The sequence below is a fragment of the Pseudomonas sp. JAI115 genome, from assembly GCF_014200835.1.
GTDB classification, from domain to species: domain Bacteria; phylum Pseudomonadota; class Gammaproteobacteria; order Pseudomonadales; family Pseudomonadaceae; genus Aquipseudomonas; species Aquipseudomonas putida_A.
Window position 1 is genome coordinate 49,209 of sequence record NZ_JACHCY010000003.1, and the last position, 23,277, is coordinate 72,485.

Genomic DNA, 23,277 nt, shown 5'->3' on the forward strand with positions numbered 1-23,277 from the left:
AGCGAGCCTGCTCGCGAAGGTCGCACCTCGGTCCTAGAGCGGAGCCAACTCGGTTTCAGCTTCGACCGCTTTCACAGTCTTGAGCTGGCGCATCTGCTCACAGCCCCACAACACCCGCTCCGGGGTCGCCGGCGCATCGATCTGCGGTTGATGCTTGTAATCACCGAGGCTCGCCACCGCGTCCTTGATCGCGCACCACGCGGCAATCCCGAGCATGAACGGCGGCTCACCCACAGCCTTGGAATGGAACACCGTGTCTTCCGGGTTCTTGCGGTTCTCCACCAGTTTCACCCGCAGGTCCAGCGGCATGTCCGCCACGGCCGGGATCTTGTAGCTGGCCGGGCCGTTGGTCATCAGCTTGCCCTTGTTGTTCCAGACCAGCTCTTCCATGGTCAGCCAGCCCATGCCCTGGACGAAACCGCCCTCGACCTGACCGATGTCGATCGCCGGGTTCAGCGAGGCGCCGACGTCGTGGAGGATGTCGGTACGGAGCATCTTGTACTCGCCGGTCAGGGTGTCGACGATCACTTCGCAGCACGCCGCACCGAAGGCGAAGTAGTAGAACGGCCGACCACGGGCCTGGCTGCGGTCGTAGTAGATTTTCGGGGTCTTGTAGAAGCCGGTGCTCGACAGCGAGACCTGATTGAAATACGCCAATTGAATCAGCGCCTCGAAGGTCATGATGTGGTCACGCACGCGCACATGGCCGTTGTGGAATTCCACGTCTTCTTCGCTGACCTTGTAGTGCCGCGCGGCGAATTCCACCAGACGCTGCTTGATGATCTCGGCAGCGTTCTGCGCGGCCTTGCCGTTGAGGTCAGCGCCGCTGGAAGCCGCAGTCGGCGAGGTGTTCGGCACTTTGTCGGTGTTGGTCGCGGTGATCTGCACCCGATCCATTTCCACCTGGAACACTTCGGCCACCACCTGCGCGACCTTGGTGTTGAGGCCCTGGCCCATTTCCGTGCCGCCGTGGTTCAGGTGGATGCTGCCGTCGGTGTAGACGTGGATCAGCGCGCCGGCCTGGTTCAAGAAGCTGGCGGTGAAGGAGATGCCGAATTTCACCGGGGTCAGCGCCAGGCCTTTTTTCAGGATCGGGCTGTTGGCGTTGTAGCGACGGATCGCTTCGCGGCGCTCGGCGTACTGGCTGCTTTCTTCCAGTTCGGCGGTCATTTCCTCGAGCATGTTGTGCTCGACGGTCTGGTAGTAGTGGGTGACGTTGCGCTCGGTCTTGCCGTAGTAGTTGGCCTTGCGCACCGCCAGCGGATCGAGGTTGAGGTGACGGGCAATCGCGTCCATCACTTCTTCGATGGCGACCATCCCTTGCGGGCCGCCGAAACCACGGTAGGCAGTGTTCGACGCGGTGTTGGTCTTGCAGCGGTGACCATTGATGGTCGCGTCCCCAAGGTAGTACGAGTTGTCCGAGTGGAACATCGCCCGGTCAACGATCGACGCCGACAGGTCCGGCGAACAGCCGCAGTTGCCGGCCAGGTCCATGTTGATCCCGTGCAGGCGCCCGGTGCTGTCGAAGCCAACGTCGTACTCGACATAGAATGGGTGGCGCTTGCCGGTCATCAGCATGTCTTCGACCCGTGGCAGGCGCATCTTGGTCGGCTGCCCGGTGAGGTGCGCGATCACCGCGCACAGGCACGCCGGGCTGGCGGCCTGGGTTTCCTTGCCGCCGAAACCACCGCCCATGCGGCGCATGTCGACGACGATCTTGTTCATCGACACGTCGAGCACTTCGGCCACCAGTTTCTGCACTTCGGTGGGGTTCTGCGTCGAGCAGTAGACGATCATGCCGCCGTCTTCGGTGGGCATGACCGAGGAGATCTGGGTTTCCAGATAAAAGTGTTCCTGGCCGCCGATGTGCAGCGTGCCTTGAATGCGGTGTTCGGCGGTGGCCAATGCCGAGGCCGAATCGCCGCGCTGATGGGTGTGGCTGTCGAGCACGAAGTGGCGTTTGCGCAAGGCTTCGACCACGTCCAGCACCGGCTCGAGATCTTCGTATTCGATGATCGCCGCCATCGCCGCTTTGCGTGCGGTTTCCAGGTCTTTCGCGGCCACGGCCAGCACCGGTTGCCCGACGAACTGCACGTCATCGATGGCCAGCAGCGGATCGCCCGGCAGCAACGGGCCGATGTCTTTGAGGCCCGGCACGTCTTCGTGGGTGATCGCAATGCGCACGCCTTCGAAGGCGTAGCAGGGCTTGGTGTCGATGCTGATGATTTTCGCGTGGGCGCGGTCCGACAGCCGTGCGTACACGTGCAGTTGATTGGGAAATTCCAGACGATCATCGATGTACTGCGCTTCACCGGACACATGCTTGGCGGCGCTGTCGTGCTTGACGCTGCGGCCGACACCGGTGGTCAGGTCCCTGGCGAACAGTTCCGCCAGTTCGGCTTGAGTCTTCTCTACGGCGTGATGGTTAGACATAAGCGGTCACCCGAGTCTCGATGTGCGGTGTTTGCAGTTCGATGAAGTATTTGCGCAGCAGGTTCTGCGCGCTGAGCAGGCGATATTCCTTGCTGGCGCGGAAGTCCGAGAGCGGCGTGAAGTCTTCGGCCAGCGCAGCGCAGGCGCGTTCGATCACAGCGTTGTTGAACGGCTGGCCGAGCAGCACGGCTTCGCAATGGGCGGCGCGTTTCGGAATCGCGGCCATGCCGCCGAACGCCATGCGCGCGTCGGTGATCACGCCGTTTTCCACGCGCAGATTGAATGCGGCGCAGACGGCGGAGATGTCATCGTCCAGACGCTTGGAGACCTTGTAGGCGCGGAAACGCTGTTCGGCGGTGGCGCGCGGGACGACGATTTTCTCGATGAACTCGCTTTCCTGACGGGCGGTGACCTTGTAGTCGATGAAGTAATCTTCCAGGTTCAGCGTGCGCCGGGTTTCGCCTTTGCACAGCACCACTTGCGCGCCGAGGGCGATCAGCAGCGGTGGCGAGTCACCGATCGGCGAGGCGTTGCCGATGTTGCCGCCGAGGGTGCCCTGGTTGCGGATCTGCAGCGAGGCGAAGCGGTGCAGCAGTTCGCCGAAGTCCGGGTACTCGGCAGTCAGCGCTTCGTAGCAGTCGGAGAGGGCGGTGGCGGCGCCGATTTCGATGCGGTCATCGAAGGTTTCGATGCGCTTCATTTCGGCGACGTTGCCGACGTAGATCATCACCGGCAGGGTGCGGTGGAACTGGGTGACTTCCAGCGCCAGATCGGTGCCGCCGGCCAGCAGCCGGGCTTGTGGGTAAGCATCGTAGAGGTCGGCCAGATCGGCGACGGTCAGCGGCACCAGGCAGCGCTTGTCGCCACTGTTGAGTTCACCGATATCAGTCGGGGCAATGGCTTTGAGGCGGGCGATGGTCTCGGCTTCGCGGGCATCGAACTGGTCCGGTTGCTTGCCACAGCAGGATTGCTCGGCGGCGGCGAGGATCGGCCGGTAGCCGGTGCAGCGGCAGAGGTTGCCGGCCAGCGCTTCGTGCGCCTTGGCCTGATCCGGTGCATCGCTGTTCTTTTGCAGGGCGAACAACGACATGACGAAGCCGGGGGTGCAGAAGCCGCATTGCGAGCCGTGGCACTCGACCATGGCTTTCTGCACGCTGTGCAGTTCGCCCTGGTGCTTGAGGTCTTCGACGCTGATCAGTTGTTTGCCATGCAGCGACGACACAAAGGTCAGGCACGAGTTGAGGCTGCGATAGCGAATGTGTTCGCGGCCGGCGTCATCCGTTTGCAACTCGCCGACCACCACGGTGCAGGCGCCACAGTCGCCGCTGGCGCAGCCTTCTTTGGTGCCGGATTTGCCCACGTGTTCGCGCAGGTAATTGAGCACGGTCAGATTCGGGTCCAGGGCGTGCTCGCTACGGAGTTCCTGGTTAAGTAAAAACTGGATCACAGAAGGCCTCGCAGACTCATTATTGTTGTTAACCGACTTGAGCCGAATTTAGCAGGTCTGACTTTTCGGTCAATGGTTTTCTGACTTAAAAGTCAGGAAAAACGGTTTTGTCGATTAACGCGTGCTCTATTGAGTATTGACCCTGAGCGGATCCACTGCCTTTTTGCTTGAATCGTGCCAAAAAGCGCCGTGCGGGCACTCCGCCATGCACCTGCATTTGCGCTACACTGCGCCGCTTGTGCAGATCGAAGAGTTTGAAGGACAACCATGACGTTCAAGGCGCCGGACAGCCTCGCCGAGCAAATCGCTCACCACCTCGCCGAACGCATCATTCGCGGCGAAATGAAGCCGGGAGAGCGCATTCAGGAACAGAAGGTCACGCTGGCCCTCAATGTCAGCCGCGGATCGGTCCGCGAAGCCCTGCTGATCCTCGAACGCCGCCACCTGATCGCGATCCTGCCGCGGCGTGGCGCCCATGTCACCGAACTCACCGCACACAAGGTGCAGAGCCTGTGCACGCTGATGAGCGAGCTGTACATCCTGCTCGGCAATGCGGTCGCCAATGGCTGGCAGACCCAGGCCGACATGGCGCCGTTCGTGCAGATCCAGCAGCGCCTGACCGCCAGCTACGAGCGTCAGGACATCCGCACCTTCGTCGACGACAGCTTCGCCGTGATGCGCGCTGCGTACCCGTTTGCCAACAACCCGTACCTGCAAGAGACCGTCGAGAACCTGCAGCCGGCCATGAGCCGTGCGTATTTCCTCGCCCTCGAACAGCGCAAGGCCGAAATGAGCGAGTTCCTCGAACTGTTCGAACGCCTGCTGGCCGCTGTGCTCGCCCGTGATTTGCCGCAGATCCGCATCGTGCTGACGGCTTACGCCCAGCGCAGCTGCGATCTGGTGGTCTCCGCCCTGACGGTTGCCTGAGCGTGCGGCTGAAGTGCATCAAACTGGCGGGGTTCAAGTCCTTCGTCGACCCGACCACGGTGAACTTCCCCAGTAACATGGCGGCGGTCGTCGGGCCGAACGGTTGCGGCAAGTCGAACATCATCGACGCCGTACGCTGGGTGATGGGCGAAAGTTCGGCGAAGAACCTGCGCGGCGAGTCGATGACCGACGTCATCTTCAACGGCTCGACCAGCCGCAAACCGGTGAGCCAGGCGAGCATCGAACTGGTGTTCGACAACTCCGACGGCACCCTGGTCGGCGAGTACGCGGCTTACGCCGAGATCTCCATTCGCCGCAAAGTCACCCGCGACAGCCAGAACAGCTATTTCCTCAACGGCGCCAAGTGCCGTCGTCGCGACATTACCGACATCTTCCTCGGCACCGGCCTCGGCCCGCGCAGCTACTCGATCATCGAGCAGGGGATGATCTCCAAGCTGATCGAAGCCAAACCGGAAGACCTGCGCAACTTCATCGAAGAGGCGGCGGGGATCTCCAAGTACAAGGAGCGTCGGCGCGAGACCGAAAACCGCATCCGCCGCACCCACGAAAACCTGGCGCGTCTGACCGACCTGCGCGAAGAGCTTGAGCGTCAGCTCGAACGTTTGCACCGTCAGGCCGAGTCCGCGAAGAAGTATCAGGAATACAAATCCGAAGAGCGTCAGCTCAAGGCGCAACTGTCGGCCCTGCGCTGGCAGGATCTGAACGATCAAGTCGGCCAACGCGAATCGATCATCGGCAACCAGGAAGTCAGTTTCGAAGCGCTGGTCGCCGAGCAGCGCAATGCCGATGCGGCTATCGAGCGGCTGCGCGACGGGCACCATGAACTGTCCGAGCGCTTCAATCTGGTGCAGGGACGCTTCTATTCGGTCGGCGGCGACATCGCCCGGGTCGAGCAGAGCATCCAGCACGGCCAGCAGCGCTTGCGCCAGTTGCAGGACGACCTGAAAGAAGCCGAGCGCGCGCGTCTGGAAACCGAATCGCACTTGGGCCACGACCGCACGCTGCTGCTGACCCTTGGCGAAGAGCTGGACATGCTCACCCCCGAGCAGGAAGTCACCAGCGCCGCTGCCGAAGAAGCCGCCGCTGCGCTGGAAGATTCCGAAAGCGTCATGCACGGCTGGCAGGAGCAGTGGGACACTTTCAACCTGACCGCTGCCGAACCACGGCGCCAGGCCGAAGTGCAGCAGTCGCGGATCCAGCAGCTGGAAACCAGCATGGAGCGTCTGGCTGATCGGCAGAAGCGTCTGGCCGAGGAGCGCGATCTGCTTTCCGCCGACCCGGAAGACGCGGCGATCATGGCGCTCAACGAGCAACTCGCCGAATCCGAAGCGACCCTCGAAGATTTGCAGACCAGCGAAGAAGCGCAGGTCGAAAAACTTGAACAACTGCGTCAGGAATTGCAGCAGGCACTGACCGCGCAGCAGCAGGCGCAGGGCGATTTGCAGCGCCTCAACGGGCGACTGGCCTCGCTGGAAGCCTTGCAGCAAGCCGCGCTCGACCCGGGCACCGGCACCGCCGAATGGCTGAAGGAACACAACCTCGCCGAACGGCCGCGTCTCGCCGAAGGGCTGAAGGTCGAGGCCGGTTGGGAACTGGCGGTGGAAACCGTGCTCGGCGCCGATCTGCAAGCGGTGCTGGTGGACGACTTCAACGGTTTCGATCTGTCCGGTTTCACCCAAGGCGATCTGCGCCTGCTCAGCCCCGCCAGCGATGGCGTGCGAGTGGCGGGCAGTTTGCTGGACAAGGTCGAGGCGCAGATCGATCTGTCGCCGTGGCTCGGCCAGGTCAAACCGGTCGACAGCCTTGAGCAGGCGTTGGCCCTGCGCGGCCAGTTGAGTGCCGGGCAGAGCCTGATCAGTCGCGACGGTTACTGGGTTGGCCGACACTTCCTGCGGGTGCGTCGCGCCAGTGAAGCCGAGAGCGGCATGCTCGCCCGGGGCCAGGAAATCGAGACGCTGCAGGTCGAACGCGAAGAGCGCGAAGCCACGGTCGAAGCCATGGAAACCCGTCTGCAAACCCTGCGGGCGCAACAGCGGCAGCAGGAAAACGGCCGTGAGCATTTGCGTCGTTTGCTGCAGGACGAAGCGCGTTCCCAAGGTGAATTGAAAGCCCAGTTGTCCGCCGGTAAAGCCAAGGCTGAACAGCTGACGCTGCGCCGCACCCGCCTCGATGAGGAGCTGATCGAACTCGGCGAGCAGCGCGAACTGGAACACGAACAGATCGGCGAAGCGCGCATGCAATTGCAGGAAGCGCTCGACGCCATGGCGCTGGATACCGAGCAGCGCGAATTGCTGCTGGCTCAGCGTGACAGCCTGCGCGAACGCCTTGATCGCGTGCGCCAGGAAGCCCGTCAGCACAAGGATCACGCCCATCAACTGGCGGTGCGTCTCGGTTCGTTGCGCGCGCAGCACGATTCTACGCGCCAGGCATTGGAACGTCTGGAGATGCAGGCCGAGCGCCTGACCGAAAAGCGTGAGCAGTTGAGTCTGAATCTGGAGGAGGGCGAGGCACCGCTGGAAGAGCTGCGCCTGAAACTCGAAGAGCTGCTCGACAAACGCATGACCGTCGACGAAGAACTGAAGACTGCGCAGATTGCGCTGGAAGACGCCGACCGCGAACTGCGCGAGGCGGAAAAGCGCCGGACCCAGGCCGAGCAGCAATCGCAACTGATCCGTGGCCAGCTCGAACAGCAGCGCATGGAATGGCAAGCGCTGACCGTGCGGCGCAAGGCGTTGCAGGATCAATTGCTCGAAGACGGCTACGATCTCAATGGCGTGCTCGCGACCTTGACCCCCGAGGCCAGTGAACGCGCCGCCGAAGAAGAACTCGAACGGATCAATGCGCGGATTCAGCGCCTGGGTGCGATCAACCTCGCGGCCATCGACGAATACACGCAACAATCCGAGCGTAAACGTTATCTGGATGCGCAGGACGCCGATCTGGTCGAAGCATTGGAGACCCTGGAAAACGTCATTCGCAAGATCGACAAGGAAACCCGTAATCGCTTCAAGGATACCTTTGATCAGATCAATGGCGGTTTACAGGCACTTTTCCCGAAAGTTTTCGGTGGCGGCAGCGCGTATTTGGAACTGACGGGCGAAGATCTACTCGATACAGGGGTGACGATCATGGCGCGGCCGCCAGGAAAGAAGAACAGCACCATCCATTTGCTCTCCGGCGGGGAAAAAGCCCTGACTGCGCTGGCACTGGTTTTTGCGATCTTCAAATTGAATCCGGCGCCGTTCTGCATGCTCGATGAAGTTGACGCGCCACTGGATGACGCTAACGTTGGACGCTACGCACGATTGGTTAAAGAAATGTCGCAGACCGTGCAGTTCATCTATATCACCCACAACAAGATCGCCATGGAAATGGCCGATCAACTGATGGGCGTGACGATGCACGAGCCGGGTTGTTCGCGACTGGTTGCAGTGGATGTCGAGGAGGCGATGGCGATGGTGGACGCCTGAGTCAGCGTGGTGTCGGAAGGGTATGAGTAGTCTGTAGGACTTTTTTACCGACTTCGACTTGCTGGCCAATCGACATATTCGCGCAAGCCAATGTGACAGACGGTGTAAAGTTGTCTTTGGTCGTGCTAGTTTAATGTCAATTTTTCGTATACGTGGGCAAAACGCCTGTCAGAACATAGAGTTGGCGCCACGTTTTAAAGCGGTTTGCACAATGTAAACCCCTTATTTTTCAGCATTTTTTATAGAGGCACGGGATTACATGGAAATCGGTCTGCGCGAGTGGCTGATCGTCATCGGCATCATTGTGATAGCCGGTATTCTTTTCGATGGCTGGCGCCGTATGCGCGGCGGCAAGGGAAAACTGAAATTCCGTCTTGACCGAAGTCTGTCCAACCTGCCGGACGAGGACACCAGTGCTGAGCTGTTGGGCCCGGCCCGCGTGCTAGATACGCATAAAGAGCCGCAACTGGACGAACACGATCTGCCGTCGGTGAGCATGCCGGCCCGCGAAGCACGCGAGCCTCGCGAATCCGGTTCGAAACGTGGCAAGCGCGGCAGCAATGGTCCGGCCCAGGGCGACCTGAACCTCGATCTGGATCTGGACGGCGGCCCGAGCTTCAGCAGCCGTGATGATGACTTCGTCGACGACAGCAAGCCTGCGCCAGCCGTGGCCGACAAGGATCAGCCGCAAGCCGAAGAAGTCCTGGTGATCAGCGTGATCTGCCGCGACGCCGCCGGCTTCAAAGGCCCGGCCCTGCTGCAGAACATTCTGGAAAGCGGTCTGCGTTTTGGCGAGATGGATATTTTCCACCGTCACGAAAGCATGGCCGGCAACGGTGAAGTGCTGTTCTCCATGGCCAACGCGGTCAAGCCGGGCATTTTCGATCTGGACGACATCGACCATTTCAGCACCCCGGCGGTGAGCTTCTTCCTCGGCCTGCCAGGCCCGCGTCATCCGAAGCAGGCCTTCGACGTGATGGTGGCGGCAGCACGCAAGCTGTCGCAGGAACTGAACGGCGAGCTGAAAGACGACCAGCGCAGTGTGTTGACCGCACAGACTATCGAGCACTACCGTCAGCGCATCGTCGAATTCGAACGCCGCGCCCTGACCCAGAAGCGCTAAGGCCAAGATCAAAAGATCGCAGCCTTCGGCAGCTCCTACAGAGGAACGCGATCCCTGTAGGAGCTGTCGAGTGCAACGAGGCTGCGATCTTTGAATGATGAAACTGGAGCAGCCTCGGCTGCTCTTTTGCTTTATGAGAGAACACCCATGACCGCCGCCAAAAACCGCATTCTAGAGCTGCGCGCTGAACTCGATCAGCACAACTACCGTTATCACGTTCTCGACGAGCCGAGCATTCCGGACGCCGAGTACGACCGGTTGTTCCACGAGCTCAAGGCGCTGGAAGCGGCCAATCCGGAATTGATCACCAGTGACTCGCCTACCCAGCGTGTCGGCAGTGTGGCGCTGACCGCGTTCACCCAGGTGCGTCACGAAGTACCGATGCTCAGCCTCGGCAACGCCTTCGAAGAAAACGACATGCGCGAGTTCGACCGTCGGGTGACCGAGGGTCTGGATCTGCCGGCCGGCGATCTGTTCGGTGGCGGTGCGGCGGTGGAATACAGCTGCGAGCCGAAACTCGATGGCCTGGCGGTCAGCCTGCTGTATCAGGACGGCGTGCTGGTGCGCGGCGCCACCCGTGGCGACGGCACCACCGGTGAAGACATCAGCGTCAACGTGCGCACCGTGCGCAACATCCCGTTGAAGCTGCACGGCTCAGGCTGGCCGGCGACCCTCGAAGTGCGCGGGGAAGTGTTCATGTCCAAGGCCGGTTTCGAGCGCCTCAACGCCTCGCAACTGGAAGTCGGCGGCAAGACCTTCGCCAACCCGCGCAACGCCGCTGCCGGCAGCCTGCGTCAGCTGGATTCGAAGATCACCGCCAACCGCCCGCTGGAATTCTGCTGCTACGGTATCGGTCAGGTCTCCCACGATATCTCCGACACCCACATCGGCAACCTCAAGCAATTGCAGAAGTGGGGCATGCCGATCAGCCACGAGCTGAAACTGGCCAAAGGCATCGGCGAGTGCCTGGATTACTACCGCGACATCGGTGAGCGACGTCACGCGCTGGCCTACGAAATCGACGGCGTGGTGTTCAAGGTCAACAGCATCGCCGATCAGCGTGAGCTGGGCTTCCGTGCCCGCGAACCGCGCTGGGCGATCGCGCACAAATTCCCCGCCATGGAAGAACTCACCGAACTGCTCGACGTGGAATTCCAGGTTGGCCGTACCGGCGCCGTCACTCCGGTGGCACGACTGAAACCGGTCAAGGTCGCCGGCGTCACCGTCGCCAACGCGACCCTGCACAACATGGATGAAGTGGCGCGCCTGGGCCTGATGATCGGCGACACGGTGATCATCCGTCGCGCCGGTGACGTGATCCCGCAGGTGGTGCAAGTGGTCACTGAGCGCCGTCCCGAGAGTGCTCGTCCTGTAGCGATTCCAGAGAATTGTCCGGTCTGCGGCTCCCATGTCGAGCGCACGCAACTGGTCAAGCGCAGCAAAGGCAAGGAAACCATCAGTGAAGGTGCGGTGTACCGCTGCGTCGGCCGTCTGGCCTGCGGTGCGCAACTGAAGCAGGCGATCATTCATTTCGTCTCGCGCCGGGCGATGGACATCGAGGGCCTTGGCGACAAGAGCGTCGAGCAACTGGTCGATGAAGGTCTGGTCAGCTCGCCGGCCGATCTGTACGCGCTGAAGTTCGACGACATTGTCGATCTGGAGGGCTTTGCCGAGGTCTCCAGCAACAAGCTGCTGGCGGCGATTGAAGACAGCAAGCAACCGGGACTGGCGCGGTTCATTTATGCGCTGGGCATTCCCGATGTCGGCGAGGAGACGGCCAAGGTGTTGGCGCGCTCGCTCGGTTCGCTGGAGCGCGTGCAGCAGGCGTTGCCGCAAGTGCTGACCTACCTGCCGGACATCGGCCTGGAAGTGGCCCACGAGATTCACAGCTTCTTCGAGGATGCACACAACCAGCAGGTGATCACCGAGTTGTTGGGGCATGGCCTGCAGATTCAGGATCAGGGTGAACTCGGCGCCGAATTTGCCGCCAGCACCACCCTCGGTGGTCTGCTCGACAAGCTGCACATTCCCTTTGTCGGCCCGGGCGGCGCGCAGAAACTGGCGGACAGGTTCGGTTCGCTGGAGGCGGTGATGAATGCCGACTGGCTGGACATGCGTCAGGCGCTGCCGGAGAAGCAGGCCAATTCGGTGCGCGAGTTTTTTGCTGTGCCCGAGCATCGGCAGATCGCCGAGGCCGCCGAGAAACAGCTGCGGGATTTCGGCATGCACTGGCTGAGCGAGAAGAAAGTCGTTGAGGGCCTGCCGCTGTCCGGCGAAACCTGGGTGCTTACCGGCAAGGTCGAGTTGATGAGCCGCGATGTGGCCAAAGAACACCTGGAAAGCCTCGGCGCCAAGGTTGCTGGCTCGGTCTCGGCGAAAACGCATTGTGTGGTCGCAGGGCCGGGGGCCGGATCGAAACTGACCAAGGCCAATGAGCTGGGGGTGAAGGTGATGGATGAAGAGGCGTTTATCGCTTTCCTCAAAACCCACGGTATCTCGGCCTGATACCGTTTAGTTCGGCAGTCTGCTTTTGTGGCGAGGGAGCTTGCTCCCGCTCGGCGACGAAGTCGTCGTAAAACCACCATCCTCGGTATTTCAGGATAAATGAGGCGCATGGTTTTGGGGCTGCTTCGCAACCCAGCGGGAGCAAGCTCCCTCGCCACATCAACAGTGTCACTCAGCAGCTGCGCTGTATTCGGGAACATTGTTGACTGCAGGATGATCTAGTCTTGGCAAGCCCCAGGGAGAGATCGCCATGTACCGCTTTTTCGAGCAGCTCAGTTCTCGCATCGTCGCGCCGTTCATGGGCGAATCTTCACGCAACAGCAAAATCTGGCCGTGCCGCTGCGGCCAGTCGCTGTTCTTTCGCAACAGTCAGTGTCTGGCTTGCAGCGCCATGTTGGGCTATCAGCCTGAAGAAAGTCGCCTGACCTCGTTGCAACCCGGGCCACAGGACGGCAGCTGGACACTCGATGCCGATCCCGACGCCGGGCTGTTTCGTCGCTGCGCCAACCTCGACACGCCCGCCGCGTGCAACTGGCTGCTGCCGGATAACGGCCACGACAGCCTGTGCATCGCCTGCAGCCTCAACCGCACCATCCCCGACCTCTCAGTGCCGGAAAACCCCGAACGCTGGCGCAAAGTCGAAATCGCCAAGCGCCGGCTGGTGGCGCAACTGATCACCCTCGGCCTGCCGGTCATCCCGAAAACCGTGGATGAGGCCACCGGTCTGGCCTTCGACTTCATCGGCGTCGACCTCGAAGGCAACGCGCCAATGACCGGCCACGCCAACGGTCTGATCACCCTCGATATCAAAGAAGCCGACGACGCCCATCGCGAGCAGGTGCGGGCGGCAATGCATGAACCCTATCGCACGCTGCTCGGGCATTTCCGGCATGAGGTCGGGCATTATTATTGGGATCGTCTGATCGCCAATGGGCCGTGGCTTGAACCTTTCCGCACCCTGTTCGGCGACGAGCGCGCCAGTTACGCCGAAGCGCTCGACCGTCACTACCAGCAAGGCGCACCGCTGGACTGGCCGCAACACTACGTCAGCGCCTACGCGACCATGCACCCATGGGAAGATTGGGCCGAAACCTGGGCGCATTACCTGCACATGATGGATGCGGTGGATACCGCGCTGGGTTTCGGCATGAGCGCGCGGGAAATGGACTTCGACTACCAGCCGTTCCCGTCCAGCACGCTGTACGACCCGGAGCACCCCGGCGGCGCGGCGTTCCTGTCGTTCGTCAATGCGTGGATCGAACTGGCGGGCATGCTCAACGAGCTGTCACGCAGCATGGGGCAGCCGGATTTCTACCCGTTCGTGCTGCCGGCGGCGGCGATTGCCAAGTTGCACTTCATCCATCTGGTGATCCAGCAGGCGGGCGGCAAGGCGGACGAGGTGTTGCAGGCGCAATAGCAAGTGCTTGAAGCCCTTCATATTTTTAATCTGAAACCAACGGTTGTAACTTCGCTTCAGATAGGTACAATGGCGCGGCTCGCCGACAGGTGAGTGTCGTTATGGTGACCCCATCGGTCCCCCCGCAACGATTACCCGTGAACCTGGTCAGAGCCGGAAGGCAGCAGCCACAGCGGGAACATTGTGTGCCGGGGTGTGGCTGGTGGGGTTACCACCTTAACGAACGAAGAACGCTTCAACAGAACTGCATGGGTTTCGCCCACTGCGGTTTTTTTATGCCCGCGATTTGGGCTTTCACGCCAGCCCCTGTGGGAGCGAGCCTGCTCGCGAAGGCTGCCCCCGATGCCTGTTCAGTCACCAAGGTTGAACAGTGGCATACTCCACCGTCTTGCTGCGCGCGTCGTTGACAAGTTCGCGCCCTGGCTACGAGGTTGTATGCACCCGGAACATCACGATTTATCCACTGCCGTGTACTTGCCCGTGACGGATGAGACCTGCGCCAGCCTGTTGCAGCCCGATGGCGCAAAAACCCTCGGCGAGTTGACGGATGCGCAGATGGCCGCCGTGCTGGTCATCCAGAATCTGGCTCAGGCCACCGAAAAGGATCTCACCGCCGCAGCGGCGGAGAAGGTGCTGGCGCGCCTGATCGCCTGGGCGGTCGATGGCGGGGCAGGGCTGCTGTCCGAGGCGCAACGGCTGTTCGACCCGCGCCAGTTGTACTTCGGCCTGAACGCCATCAGGGGGTTGAACCTGCGATTGCTGTTGGCCGAAGAGGTGGCGGCGCAGGATTACCTGCTGCCCGATGGCAAGTGGGATGACGAGTTCAAGACGCGCCACCACGCGATCAACAATCCGTTCAGCCAGCAGATGATCAGCCCCGCGCACCGCGAGCGCTGGCTCAGCGCCGCGCAGGACAAACTGGTCAGAACCTTCCGCGCCAACCTCGATGAAGACCTGCACGTGCAAGGCTATGCCGGGATCGGCAAAAGCCACTTGGTCGGTGCCTTGACCGAGTGCCTGGACCCCGGGAAAACCCTGTTGCTGGCACGCACCCCGGAAAAACTCGCGACCCTGTGCCAGCGCATGGGCGTTGCCAGTGAACGCAAGCCAGGCATCACCTTTGAGGCGTTCGCGCGCGGGCTGATTTATGGGCGCAAGCCACAGCCGGCAAGCGCCGCCGGCCGAGTCGCGAGTAAACAGAGTCTGGCGCAGGAGCTGAACATCCTCGGCTTTCGCGAGCATGACGCGCAACGCACCCTGAACGTCTGCCTGGAAACCCTCGAGCGCTATTGCCACTCCCGGGACTACAGCCTGTCGGCGCATCATCTGCCGTATTTCAAACTGTCCTTGTCCGGCCTTGAGTCCAAAGTGTTGCTGGAGTATTCGAGCCGCGTCTGGACTTACCTTGAGGCCAACCCGGCGTGGGGCCGGCAGAGCGGCTTTGAAGCCTTGTTGCTGATCAAGCGTGCAAGCCTTGCGGGCTGCGTGGTGCCGCCGCGTTATACCCACGTGCTGATCGACGAGAGTCAGGATATTCCCGCTTCGCTGCTGCAGATAATCGAGCGTGGCCGACAGGTGCTGATCACGCTGGGCGATGAGTACCAGCACGCCGAGCGCGATCTGGTGAAGAGAAAGCGTGAGGTGCGCCAGAGCGATATCACCTACTCGGTACGCTCGGGTCGTAACGTCGAGCGTCTGGTCAATCCGCTGATTTCCCGGCACTCGGAAAAGAGCAAGGTGCCGTTCGAAGGCGCGCGTGAGGCGGACGTCGGCATCGAGTTTTATCCACAGGGCTTTGTCCCGCCGGAAGGTTGCGTGGTGCTGACGGCGTCCCCTTGGGACACCATGAAGTGGGCCATGCAGCTGCACGATGCCAATTGCCTGTTCAGCTTTGCCGACATGAAAGCCCAGCGCGACCTCGAGCACTTCATGATCACCGCCATCGAACTGTTCAGGGTCGACTTCTACAGTGCCGAACACAGCGAGAAGGGCCCGCATCGCTATTTCAGCGATCTGCCCAAGTGGCAGCAGGTGCGCGATGCCAACCAGTTCGACGAGGCGTTTCTGTGGGTCGAGGCCGAACTGGAGAAGGGCTTCAAGGTCGCTGACCTGACCCGGCTCAATCGGATGATCGGCAGCCCCGGCAAAAGCTGCCTGCTGATGCTGGCGCAAGAGGCGGGCGGCATGGAGTTCGACCGCGTTCTGCTGACGCCCGAGCTGCTGACCAACGTGCAGTTCAAGGACGCCTACGCGTTCGATCAGCGGATCTGCGCCGTGTACATCGCCATCTCCCGCGCCCGGCAGCAGCTTTATCTGCCGTACGACGTGGTCGAGTGGATCGAATTTCACGACTACCAGAAATTCCGTGAGTCGCACGGCTACTGAATAATTCTCTGTCGGAAATGTCCCCTGTGGGAGCGGGCTTGCTCGCGAAGGCGGTGTGCCAGTTAACGAATCAGGTGACTGACACAACGCCTTCGCGAGCAAGCCCGCTCCCACAATGGGTTATGGGGTGGCTTCAGCGGACCCGGTATACAACCGGATGATGTCATCAATCTCCCCCGACATTTTCATCCGCAACAACGTGCGCAGGATCCGCTGCACTGGCACCTGAGGGTCATTCCTCACGTAGCAGCCGACATGCTGCTCCTGCAGCACCGCGACGCCGTGCAGTTGCTGCCCGGGCAGCAGGCGCTGATTGAACCAGTCCAGTGTCCATTGATTGCTCACCGCATAGCGGTAGCGGCCGGCCAGGAGTTTTTCCAGCACTTGTTCCTGATTACGCGCGTCCTCGCGTTGCAGGCGATCGGCGTCGAACAGCGGTTGCAGGGTCGGATAGGTATAGCCGAGCACGGTGCCGATCGATTGGCGGGGTAGGTCGGCAGGGTCGACGCGGGGCGGCTGAGCATCGCGGCTGATCAGCAAATCGCGCTGGAACAGCAGCGGAAGGCTCCAGATATAGTCCCCGGACTGATTCGGCAGCCACGATTGTGCGGCATAGCAGCGCACGTCGACTTCGCCGTGCTCCATGGCGTTCTGCACCCGGGCGCGCGGCAGGACGTGGAATTCGGCCGGCACGCCGACCTGCGTCGCAAGGCTGAGCATGATGTCGTGGAGGATGCCCTGGGTCGGGCGGCCGTGGTCGATCTGCACCATCGGCATCGCCCAGCTGTCGGCCACGACGAAGCGCAGCGGCGGTTCGGCCGCGCTCACGCTCAGACTGATCCCCAACAAAGCTCCCAAGGCCCAACGCATAAATGCTCCGATGAGTCCCGATCACGAGCGAAATTTCCCCGCCAACAGCAGCTTAGCCAGATTAGACGAGCACACCGGATGCAATTTTGCCCTTGCTCCGCTAGCATTAGCCGCTTCAGCTTCCTTCGTTGCGACGGTTTTCGATGAGTTATCAGGTTCTTGCACGTAAATGGCGTCCGCGCTCGTTCCGCGAAATGGTCGGCCAGACCCATGTGCTCAAGGCTCTGATCAATGCCTTGGACAGCCAGCGGCTGCACCACGCGTACCTGTTCACCGGTACCCGCGGGGTCGGTAAGACCACCATTGCGCGGATCATTGCCAAATGCCTGAACTGTGAAACAGGTATCACTTCCAGCCCTTGCGGCGAGTGTTCGGTGTGCCGCGAGATCGATGAAGGGCGCTTCGTCGACCTGATCGAGATCGACGCCGCGAGCCGGACCAAGGTCGAAGACACCCGCGAGCTGCTCGACAACGTGCAGTACGCGCCGAGCCGCGGGCGCTTCAAGGTCTACCTGATCGACGAAGTGCACATGCTCTCCAGCCATTCCTTCAATGCGCTGCTGAAAACCCTCGAAGAGCCGCCGCCGTACGTCAAGTTCATCCTGGCGACCACCGACCCGCAGAAACTTCCGGCAACGATTTTGTCGCGTTGCCTGCAGTTCTCGCTGAAGAACATGACGCCCGAGCGTGTGGTCGAGCATCTGACCCACGTGCTCGGCGCCGAAAACGTGCCGTTCGAAGACGACGCGCTGTGGTTGCTGGGCCGCGCCGCCGATGGTTCGATGCGTGACGCCATGAGCCTGACCGACCAGGCCATCGCCTTCGGTGAAGGCAAGGTATTGGCCGCCGATGTGCGAGCGATGCTCGGCACGCTGGATCACGGCCAGGTCTTCGACGTGCTGCATGCATTGATCGAAGGCGACGCCAAGGCGTTGCTCGAAGCCGTGCGCCACCTGGCCGAGCAAGGCCCGGACTGGAACGGCGTGCTCTCGGAAATTCTCAACGTGCTGCACCGCGTCGCCATCGCCCAGGCCTTGCCTGAAGGTGTCGACAACGGTCATGGCGACCGTGACCGCGTATTGGCATTGGCTCAGGCGCTGCCGGCCGAAGACGTGCAGTTCTATTACCAGATGGGCCTGATCGGTCGCCGCGACTTGCCGCTGGCGCCGGATCCCCGTGGTGGCTTTGAAATGGTCCTGCTGCGGATGCTGGCCTTCCGGCCGGCGGATACGGCGGACGCCCCGAGGCAACCGCTAAAGCCAGTGGGGATCAGCCAGGCCACAGTTGATTCCGCAAATTCAGTGGCTGCCGCGCCCAAGCCTGCGCCGGTAGTCGCTGCGGCTGTTGCGCCTGCACCGGTGGTTGCGCCAGCGCCGGCTCCAGCGCCTGTGGTGGTGGCTGCGCCGGCGCCCGCGCCAGAAGCAGAACCTGAACCGGTCGTCGCCGAAGCGCTGGTCGACCTGCCGTGGAACGATCCGGTCGAACCCGAGCCGGAACCCGAGCCAGTGCAGCAACCAGCCGTCGAGCCGGTACTGGAAACCGCCAGCGAGCAGCCCGAGTTGCCGCCGATGCCGCTGCCGACCCCGGACAGCGTGGTGCCGGATGCACCGGAGTGGGCCGCTGCGCCGATTCCCGAGCCGTCGGTTGCCGACGTCGATGCCGCCACTCCAGGCATGGACCTCGACGACGAGCCGCCGCTGGACGAAGACTACATCGAGCCGGACATGGATTCGGCCTACAGCTACCTCGACGATCTGGCCAGCGAACACACCGCCGAGCCAGCCCCGGAACCCGAGCCGGAGCCAGCCGCCGCGCCGGCCACCGGTCTGGCGTTGCAATGGCTGGAGCTGTTCCCGCAATTGCCGATCTCCGGCATGACCGGCAGCATCGCCGCCAATTGCACGCTGATCGCGGTTGATGGCGACCATTGGCTGATGCACCTGGACCCGGCGCATAGCGCGCTGTTCAACGCCACGCAGCAGCGGCGCCTGAACGATGCGTTGAACCAGTTCCACGGTCGCACGCTGACCCTGACCATCGAACTGATCAAGCCCGAGCAGGAAACCCCGGCGCAGGCCGCGTCCCGTCGCCGGGCCAACCGTCAGCGCGAGGCGGAGGAATCGATCCACGGTGATCCGTTCATCCAGCAGATGGTCCAGCAGTTCGGTGCGGTCGTGCGACACGATACTATTGAACCTGTCGACGCCTTGGTCGCCCAAGGCTAATAACTGAGGGCGTTCGGCGTTAAGTGCCGGGCGCTGTTTTGATCCAAGTACTTTTGAGGTGATTCCCATGATGAAAGGTGGCATGGCCGGCCTGATGAAGCAGGCACAGCAGATGCAGGAAAAAATGGCCAAGATGCAGGAAGAACTGGCCAACGCCGAAGTCACCGGCAAGGCCGGTGGCGATATGGTCACCGTGGTAATGACCGGTCGTCACGACGTGAAAAGTGTCAGCATCGACCCATGCCTGGTTGAAGGCCTGAGCGAAGACGACAAGGAAATGCTCGAAGCCGTGGTCGCCGCCGCCGTCAACGACGCCGTGCGCAAGATCGAAGCCAACAGCCAGGAAAAAATGGGCAGCATGACCGCCGGCATGAACCTGCCAGCAGGTATGAAACTGCCATTCTGATTCGCCTTTGCGGGTTGGATGAGCTACACAAAATGCCAGGCATCGCGCCTGGCATTTTTGTTTCTGGCTCCTGGAGGTGCGGTGTCTTTGATGCCGCCTTCGCGAGCAGGCTCGCTCCCACATTTGGAATGCATTTCCCTGTGGGAGCGAGCCTGCTCGCGAATGAACTCACCTCGGTACAACTGAATAAACATCGAACGCCCCAATGCCACAAAGGTCTGCTCCCTATACCCCCGAATTCATCATTCACAGGAGACGCTGACATGTCCGACCCTCTGACCCTTAATCAACGCTTTGTCCTCGCCTCGCGCCCTGTCGGTGCGCCGACTCCGGAAAACTTCCGTCTGGAGCGCGAAGCGTTGCCGGATCTCGAAGACGGCCAGGTGCTGCTGAAAACCCTGTACCTGTCGCTGGACCCGTACATGCGCGGGCGCATGAGCGATGCACCGTCCTACGCCGCGCCGGTACAAATCGGCGAAGTGATGACCGGTGGCGCTGTCAGCCGTGTCGAGAATTCCCGTCATCCGAAATTCCACCAGGGCGATCTGGTGGTCGGCCTCACTGGCTGGCAGAGCCACAGCATCTGCGACGGCCGTAACATCATGCCGATTCCGTCCGGTCTGCCGAGCCCGTCGATGGCGCTCGGCGTGTTGGGCATGCCGGGGATGACCGCGTACATGGGGCTGATCGACATCGGTCAGCCGAAAGAAGGCGAGACCCTGGTGGTGGCTGCAGCGTCCGGTGCGGTCGGTTCAGTGGTCGGTCAGGTGGCGAAGATCAAGGGCCTGCGCGCCGTGGGTGTGGCCGGTGGAGCCGACAAATGCAAATACGTGGTCGAGGAACTGGGGTTTGATGCCTGCATCGATCACAAGGCGCCGGACTTTGCCGAACAACTGGCCAAGGCCTGCCCGAACGGCATCGACATCTATTACGAAAACGTTGGCGGGCATGTGTTCGATGCCGTGGTGCCGCTGCTCAATCCCAAGGCGCGAATCCCGCTGTGCGGGCTGATTGCCGGTTACAACGCCACGGAAGTGCCGCAAGGCCCGGATCGTCTGCCAATGCTGCAGCGTACGTTGCTGACCAAGCGCGTGCGGATGCAGGGCTTCATCGTGTTTGATGACTACGGCGACCGTCAGCCGGAATTCATCAGCCACATGGTGCCGTGGGTGCGCGACGGCAAGGTCAAATTCCGTGAAGACGTCGTGGAAGGCCTGGAGCAGGCGCCCGAGGCGTTTATCGGTCTGTTGGAGGGGCGCAACTTCGGCAAACTGGTGGTGAAGGTCGCCCAGGACTGAGCATTTGACGCTGGCCAGAGGCGCAGGTATAAACCGCGTCTCGTTGTTTTGTCGGACTTTTTACCCATGAGCTTCAGCCCTTTGATTCGCCAACTGATCGACGCCCTGCGCACTTTGCCGGGCGTGGGTCAGAAAACCGCCCAGCGCATGGCGTTGCAGTTGCTCGAGCGTGATCGCAGCGGCGGCACGCGCCTGGCCCAGGCCCTGAGCCAGGCCATGGAAGGGGTGGGTCACTGCCGTCAGTGCCGCACGCTGACCGAAGACGATCTGTGCCCGCAATGCGCCGACACGCGCCGCGACGACACGCTGCTGTGCGTGGTGGAAGGGCCGATGGACGTGTATGCGGTGGAGCAGACCGGTTTCCGTGGGCGTTACTTCGTGCTCAAAGGCCACCTGTCGCCGCTCGACGGTCTGGGGCCGGAAGCTATCGGTATTCCGCAGTTGATGGCGCGCATTGAAGAGGCGGGCACGTTTACCGAAGTCATCCTCGCCACCAACCCGACGGTGGAAGGTGAAGCTACTGCGCATTACATCGCTCAACTTCTGGCCAACAAAGGCCTGATCGCCTCGCGGATTGCCCATGGCGTGCCGCTGGGTGGGGAGCTGGAGTTGGTGGATGGCGGGACACTGGCGCATTCGTTTGCCGGGCGTAAGCCGATTTCCCTCTGACAGGTGTGTTGCCTGAACTGGCCCCATCGCTGGCAAGCCAGCTCCCACAGTGACTTCGGTCGTTCACAAATGTTGTGCACACCAAAAAAACCTGTGGGAGCTGGCTTGCCAGCGATGGGCGCACCTCGGTGTGACTGATACACACAAACATATTGAAAACCAAGCAAGCGCTCGGTTAACGTCGGCCAACCCTTCGATGGAGTTCGCCGATGCCTGCTTTCCAGGATTACTTCGACCCCAGCCACCAAATGGTCCGCGACAGCGTCAGACGTTTCGTCGAGCGCGAGATCCTGCCGGACATCGATGCGTGGGAAGAAGCCGAAAGCTTTCCCCGTGAGCTGTACCTGAAGGCCGGGGCAGCGGGGATTCTCGGTATCGGTTATCCCGAAGCGCTGGGCGGCAGCCACGAAGGTGATGTGTTCGCCAAGGTCGCCGCCAGCGAAGAACTGATGCGCTGCGGCTCCGGTGGTCTGGTCGCGGGCCTCGGTTCGCTGGATATCGGTCTGCCACCGATCGTCAAATGGGCCCGGCCCGAGGTGCGCGAGCGCGTCGTGCCGCAAGTGCTCAGCGGCGAGAAGATCTGCGCGTTGGCGATTACCGAACCCGGCGGCGGTTCCGACGTCGCCAACCTGCAAACCCGCGCCGTGCGTGACGGCGAATTCTACCGGGTCAGCGGCAGCAAAACCTTTATCACCAGCGGCGTGCGTGCCGATTTCTACACCGTCGCGGTGCGCACCGGAGCGCCGGGTTTCGGCGGCATCAGCCTGCTGTTGATCGAGAAGGGCACCCCAGGCTTCACCGTAGGCCGCCAGCTGAAGAAAATGGGCTGGTGGGCCTCGGACACCGCTGAGCTGTTCTTCGACGATTGCAGGGTGCCCGTGGGCAATCTGATCGGCGCCGAGAACATGGGCTTCGCCTGCATCATGGGCAATTTCCAGAGTGAACGGCTGGCGCTGGCGCTGATGGCCAACATGACCTCGCAGCTCGCGCTCGAAGAGGCGCTGAAGTGGGCGCGCGAGCGTGAGGCGTTTGGTAAACCGATCGGCAAGTTCCAGGTGATCAAGCATCGGCTGGCCGAAATGGCCACCGCACTGGAAGTATCGCGCGAGTTCACCTACCGCCAGGCGGCGAAGATGGCGGCGGGGCAGAGCGTGATCAAGGAGATTTCCATGGCCAAGAACGTTGCCACGGACACCTCGGATCGAATCACCAGCGAAGCGGTGCAGATTCTTGGCGGCCTGGGTTACATGCGCGAGAGTCTGGTGGAGCGGCTGTATCGGGATAACCGCATTCTGTCGATTGGCGGCGGGACGCGGGAGGTGATGAACGAGATCATCAGCAAGCAGATGGGACTTTAGGTTTGCGGCGAGGCTGCCGGCCCCTTCGCGAGCAAGCCCGCTCCCACAGGAGAATGCATTCCAAATGTGGGAGCGAGCCTGCTCGCGAAAGCGGTCTGACAGGCGCTACTTACTTATCAGTCAGGGCAAACTGCGTCAGGCAGAAGGTAGGGATGCCCATATCTTCCAGACGCTGCGAACCCCCCAGCTCCGGCAGATCGATAATCGCCGCCGCCTCATGCACCCGCGCGCCCATGCGGCGGATCAGGTTGGCGGCTGCGATCAGCGTGCCACCGGTGGCAATCAGGTCATCGAACATCACCACCGAATCGCCTTCGCACAGGCTGTCGGCGTGGACTTCGAGGAACGCTTCGCCGTACTCGGTCGCGTAACCTTCGGCCAGCACGTCCGCCGGCAGTTTTCCCTGCTTGCGGAACAGCACCAGCGGCTTGTTCAGTTGGTAGGCCAGGACCGAACCGATCAGGAAACCGCGCGCATCCATCGCGCCGATGTGGGTGAAGTCGGCTTCCACATAACGGTGGGCGAAGCTGTCCATCACCAGGCGCAGGGCCTTGGGCGACTGGAACAGCGGGGTGATGTCGCGAAAGATCACGCCCGGTTTCGGGAAGTCGATCACGGGGCGGATCAGGGATTTGATGTCGAAGGAGTCGAAGACCATCGTCGAGGTGTCCTGGCAGGGCTGCAAACGGCGCAGTATACCCGCGGCTGAAACGCTTCGCTCAA

At 61.8% G+C, this 23,277-nt stretch carries 15 protein-coding genes and 1 other RNA gene; 12 read left to right on the forward strand and 4 right to left on the reverse strand.

Translation table 11 applies throughout. From position 1 onward, the window contains the following. Positions 1–33: 33 nt before the first annotated feature. Positions 34–2,433, reverse strand: a complete 2,400-nt coding sequence (gene xdhB / locus HDC30_RS08425) for a xanthine dehydrogenase molybdopterin binding subunit (RefSeq protein WP_097087625.1) — start codon at positions 2,431–2,433, stop codon at positions 34–36. After that, entirely contained in the window at positions 2,426–3,880 is a 1,455-nt protein-coding gene (gene xdhA, locus HDC30_RS08430) for a xanthine dehydrogenase small subunit (RefSeq protein ID WP_183782232.1), read from the reverse strand. The genes xdhB and xdhA overlap by 8 nt, the downstream gene beginning before the upstream one ends. Before the next feature lie 267 nt (positions 3,881–4,147). Here xdhA and HDC30_RS08435 point away from each other — a divergent pair, with 267 nt between their 5' ends. The 7 genes from HDC30_RS08435 (at position 4,148) to HDC30_RS08465 (ending at position 15,728) form a co-directional block, all read left to right on the forward strand. After that, on the forward strand, positions 4,148–4,807 hold the full coding sequence (locus HDC30_RS08435; RefSeq protein WP_007961062.1) for a GntR family transcriptional regulator: 660 nt from the start codon (positions 4,148–4,150) through the stop codon (positions 4,805–4,807). A 2-nt stretch (positions 4,808–4,809) separates the two neighbouring features. After that, the gene (gene smc, locus HDC30_RS08440; RefSeq protein ID WP_115990321.1) at positions 4,810–8,298 is read left to right on the forward strand and encodes a chromosome segregation protein SMC; all 3,489 of its coding nucleotides are present in this window, start codon (positions 4,810–4,812) and stop codon (positions 8,296–8,298) included. 259 nt (positions 8,299–8,557) lie between these two features. Then, positions 8,558–9,421 (forward strand): cell division protein ZipA, encoded by an 864-nt coding sequence (zipA, locus tag HDC30_RS08445; RefSeq protein WP_027613270.1) that lies wholly within the window; start codon positions 8,558–8,560, stop codon positions 9,419–9,421. Between the two features lie 147 nt (positions 9,422–9,568). Then, positions 9,569–11,926, forward strand: a complete 2,358-nt coding sequence (gene ligA, locus HDC30_RS08450) for an NAD-dependent DNA ligase LigA (protein ID WP_183782236.1) — start codon at positions 9,569–9,571, stop codon at positions 11,924–11,926. Between the two features lie 250 nt (positions 11,927–12,176). After that, the gene (locus tag HDC30_RS08455; RefSeq protein WP_183782239.1) at positions 12,177–13,343 is read left to right on the forward strand and encodes a putative zinc-binding metallopeptidase; all 1,167 of its coding nucleotides are present in this window, start codon (positions 12,177–12,179) and stop codon (positions 13,341–13,343) included. A gap of 111 nt (positions 13,344–13,454) precedes the next feature. Then, an RNA gene (gene ffs, locus HDC30_RS08460) (signal recognition particle sRNA small type) lies at positions 13,455–13,551 on the forward strand. A 227-nt stretch (positions 13,552–13,778) separates the two neighbouring features. Then, positions 13,779–15,728: a hypothetical protein gene (locus HDC30_RS08465; RefSeq protein ID WP_183782242.1), complete on the forward strand. Its 1,950-nt coding sequence runs from the start codon at positions 13,779–13,781 to the stop codon at positions 15,726–15,728. A gap of 120 nt (positions 15,729–15,848) precedes the next feature. Here the strand turns inward: HDC30_RS08465 and HDC30_RS08470 are convergent, their stop codons facing one another. Further along, on the reverse strand, positions 15,849–16,598 hold the full coding sequence (locus HDC30_RS08470; RefSeq protein ID WP_027613266.1) for an ABC transporter substrate-binding protein: 750 nt from the start codon (positions 16,596–16,598) through the stop codon (positions 15,849–15,851). Positions 16,599–16,741: 143 nt separating this feature from the next. On the opposite strand from HDC30_RS08470, the gene dnaX reads away from it, so the two are divergent. The 5 genes from dnaX (at position 16,742) to HDC30_RS08495 (ending at position 22,554) form a co-directional block, all read left to right on the forward strand. Beyond that, positions 16,742–18,823 (forward strand): DNA polymerase III subunit gamma/tau, encoded by a 2,082-nt coding sequence (dnaX, locus tag HDC30_RS08475; RefSeq protein ID WP_183782245.1) that lies wholly within the window; start codon positions 16,742–16,744, stop codon positions 18,821–18,823. A gap of 67 nt (positions 18,824–18,890) precedes the next feature. After that, positions 18,891–19,229 (forward strand): YbaB/EbfC family nucleoid-associated protein, encoded by a 339-nt coding sequence (locus HDC30_RS08480; RefSeq protein ID WP_183782248.1) that lies wholly within the window; start codon positions 18,891–18,893, stop codon positions 19,227–19,229. A 263-nt stretch (positions 19,230–19,492) separates the two neighbouring features. Beyond that, positions 19,493–20,527: an NADP-dependent oxidoreductase gene (locus HDC30_RS08485; RefSeq protein WP_183782251.1), complete on the forward strand. Its 1,035-nt coding sequence runs from the start codon at positions 19,493–19,495 to the stop codon at positions 20,525–20,527. 66 nt (positions 20,528–20,593) lie between these two features. Further along, positions 20,594–21,196 carry a recombination mediator RecR gene (gene recR / locus HDC30_RS08490; protein ID WP_007965550.1) on the forward strand — a complete coding sequence of 201 codons (603 nt, stop codon included), beginning with the start codon at positions 20,594–20,596 and terminating at the stop codon, positions 21,194–21,196. A gap of 209 nt (positions 21,197–21,405) precedes the next feature. Then, positions 21,406–22,554: an acyl-CoA dehydrogenase family protein gene (locus tag HDC30_RS08495; RefSeq protein ID WP_183782254.1), complete on the forward strand. Its 1,149-nt coding sequence runs from the start codon at positions 21,406–21,408 to the stop codon at positions 22,552–22,554. A gap of 109 nt (positions 22,555–22,663) precedes the next feature. On the opposite strand, the gene HDC30_RS08500 is transcribed toward HDC30_RS08495, so the two are convergent. After that, a complete protein-coding gene (locus HDC30_RS08500; protein ID WP_003223345.1) occupies positions 22,664–23,212 on the reverse strand; it encodes an adenine phosphoribosyltransferase in 549 nt (182 codons plus the stop codon). Positions 23,213–23,277: the final 65 nt, after the last annotated feature.

What these genes read in the sequence shown, in the direction of transcription:
- xdhB (WP_097087625.1), bottom strand. Translation starts at nt 2,433, where the DNA reads ATGTCTAACCATCACGCCGTAGAGAAGACTCAAGCCGAACTGGCGGAA.
- HDC30_RS08435 (WP_007961062.1), top strand. Translation starts at nt 4,148, where the DNA reads ATGACGTTCAAGGCGCCGGACAGCCTCGCCGAGCAAATCGCTCACCAC.
- zipA (WP_027613270.1), top strand. Translation starts at nt 8,558, where the DNA reads ATGGAAATCGGTCTGCGCGAGTGGCTGATCGTCATCGGCATCATTGTG.
- ligA (WP_183782236.1), top strand. Translation starts at nt 9,569, where the DNA reads ATGACCGCCGCCAAAAACCGCATTCTAGAGCTGCGCGCTGAACTCGAT.
- HDC30_RS08455 (WP_183782239.1), top strand. Translation starts at nt 12,177, where the DNA reads ATGTACCGCTTTTTCGAGCAGCTCAGTTCTCGCATCGTCGCGCCGTTC.
- HDC30_RS08465 (WP_183782242.1), top strand. Translation starts at nt 13,779, where the DNA reads ATGCACCCGGAACATCACGATTTATCCACTGCCGTGTACTTGCCCGTG.
- HDC30_RS08470 (WP_027613266.1), bottom strand. Translation starts at nt 16,598, where the DNA reads ATGCGTTGGGCCTTGGGAGCTTTGTTGGGGATCAGTCTGAGCGTGAGC.
- dnaX (WP_183782245.1), top strand. Translation starts at nt 16,742, where the DNA reads ATGAGTTATCAGGTTCTTGCACGTAAATGGCGTCCGCGCTCGTTCCGC.
- HDC30_RS08480 (WP_183782248.1), top strand. Translation starts at nt 18,891, where the DNA reads ATGATGAAAGGTGGCATGGCCGGCCTGATGAAGCAGGCACAGCAGATG.
- HDC30_RS08485 (WP_183782251.1), top strand. Translation starts at nt 19,493, where the DNA reads ATGTCCGACCCTCTGACCCTTAATCAACGCTTTGTCCTCGCCTCGCGC.
- recR (WP_007965550.1), top strand. Translation starts at nt 20,594, where the DNA reads ATGAGCTTCAGCCCTTTGATTCGCCAACTGATCGACGCCCTGCGCACT.
- HDC30_RS08495 (WP_183782254.1), top strand. Translation starts at nt 21,406, where the DNA reads ATGCCTGCTTTCCAGGATTACTTCGACCCCAGCCACCAAATGGTCCGC.
- HDC30_RS08500 (WP_003223345.1), bottom strand. Translation starts at nt 23,212, where the DNA reads ATGGTCTTCGACTCCTTCGACATCAAATCCCTGATCCGCCCCGTGATC.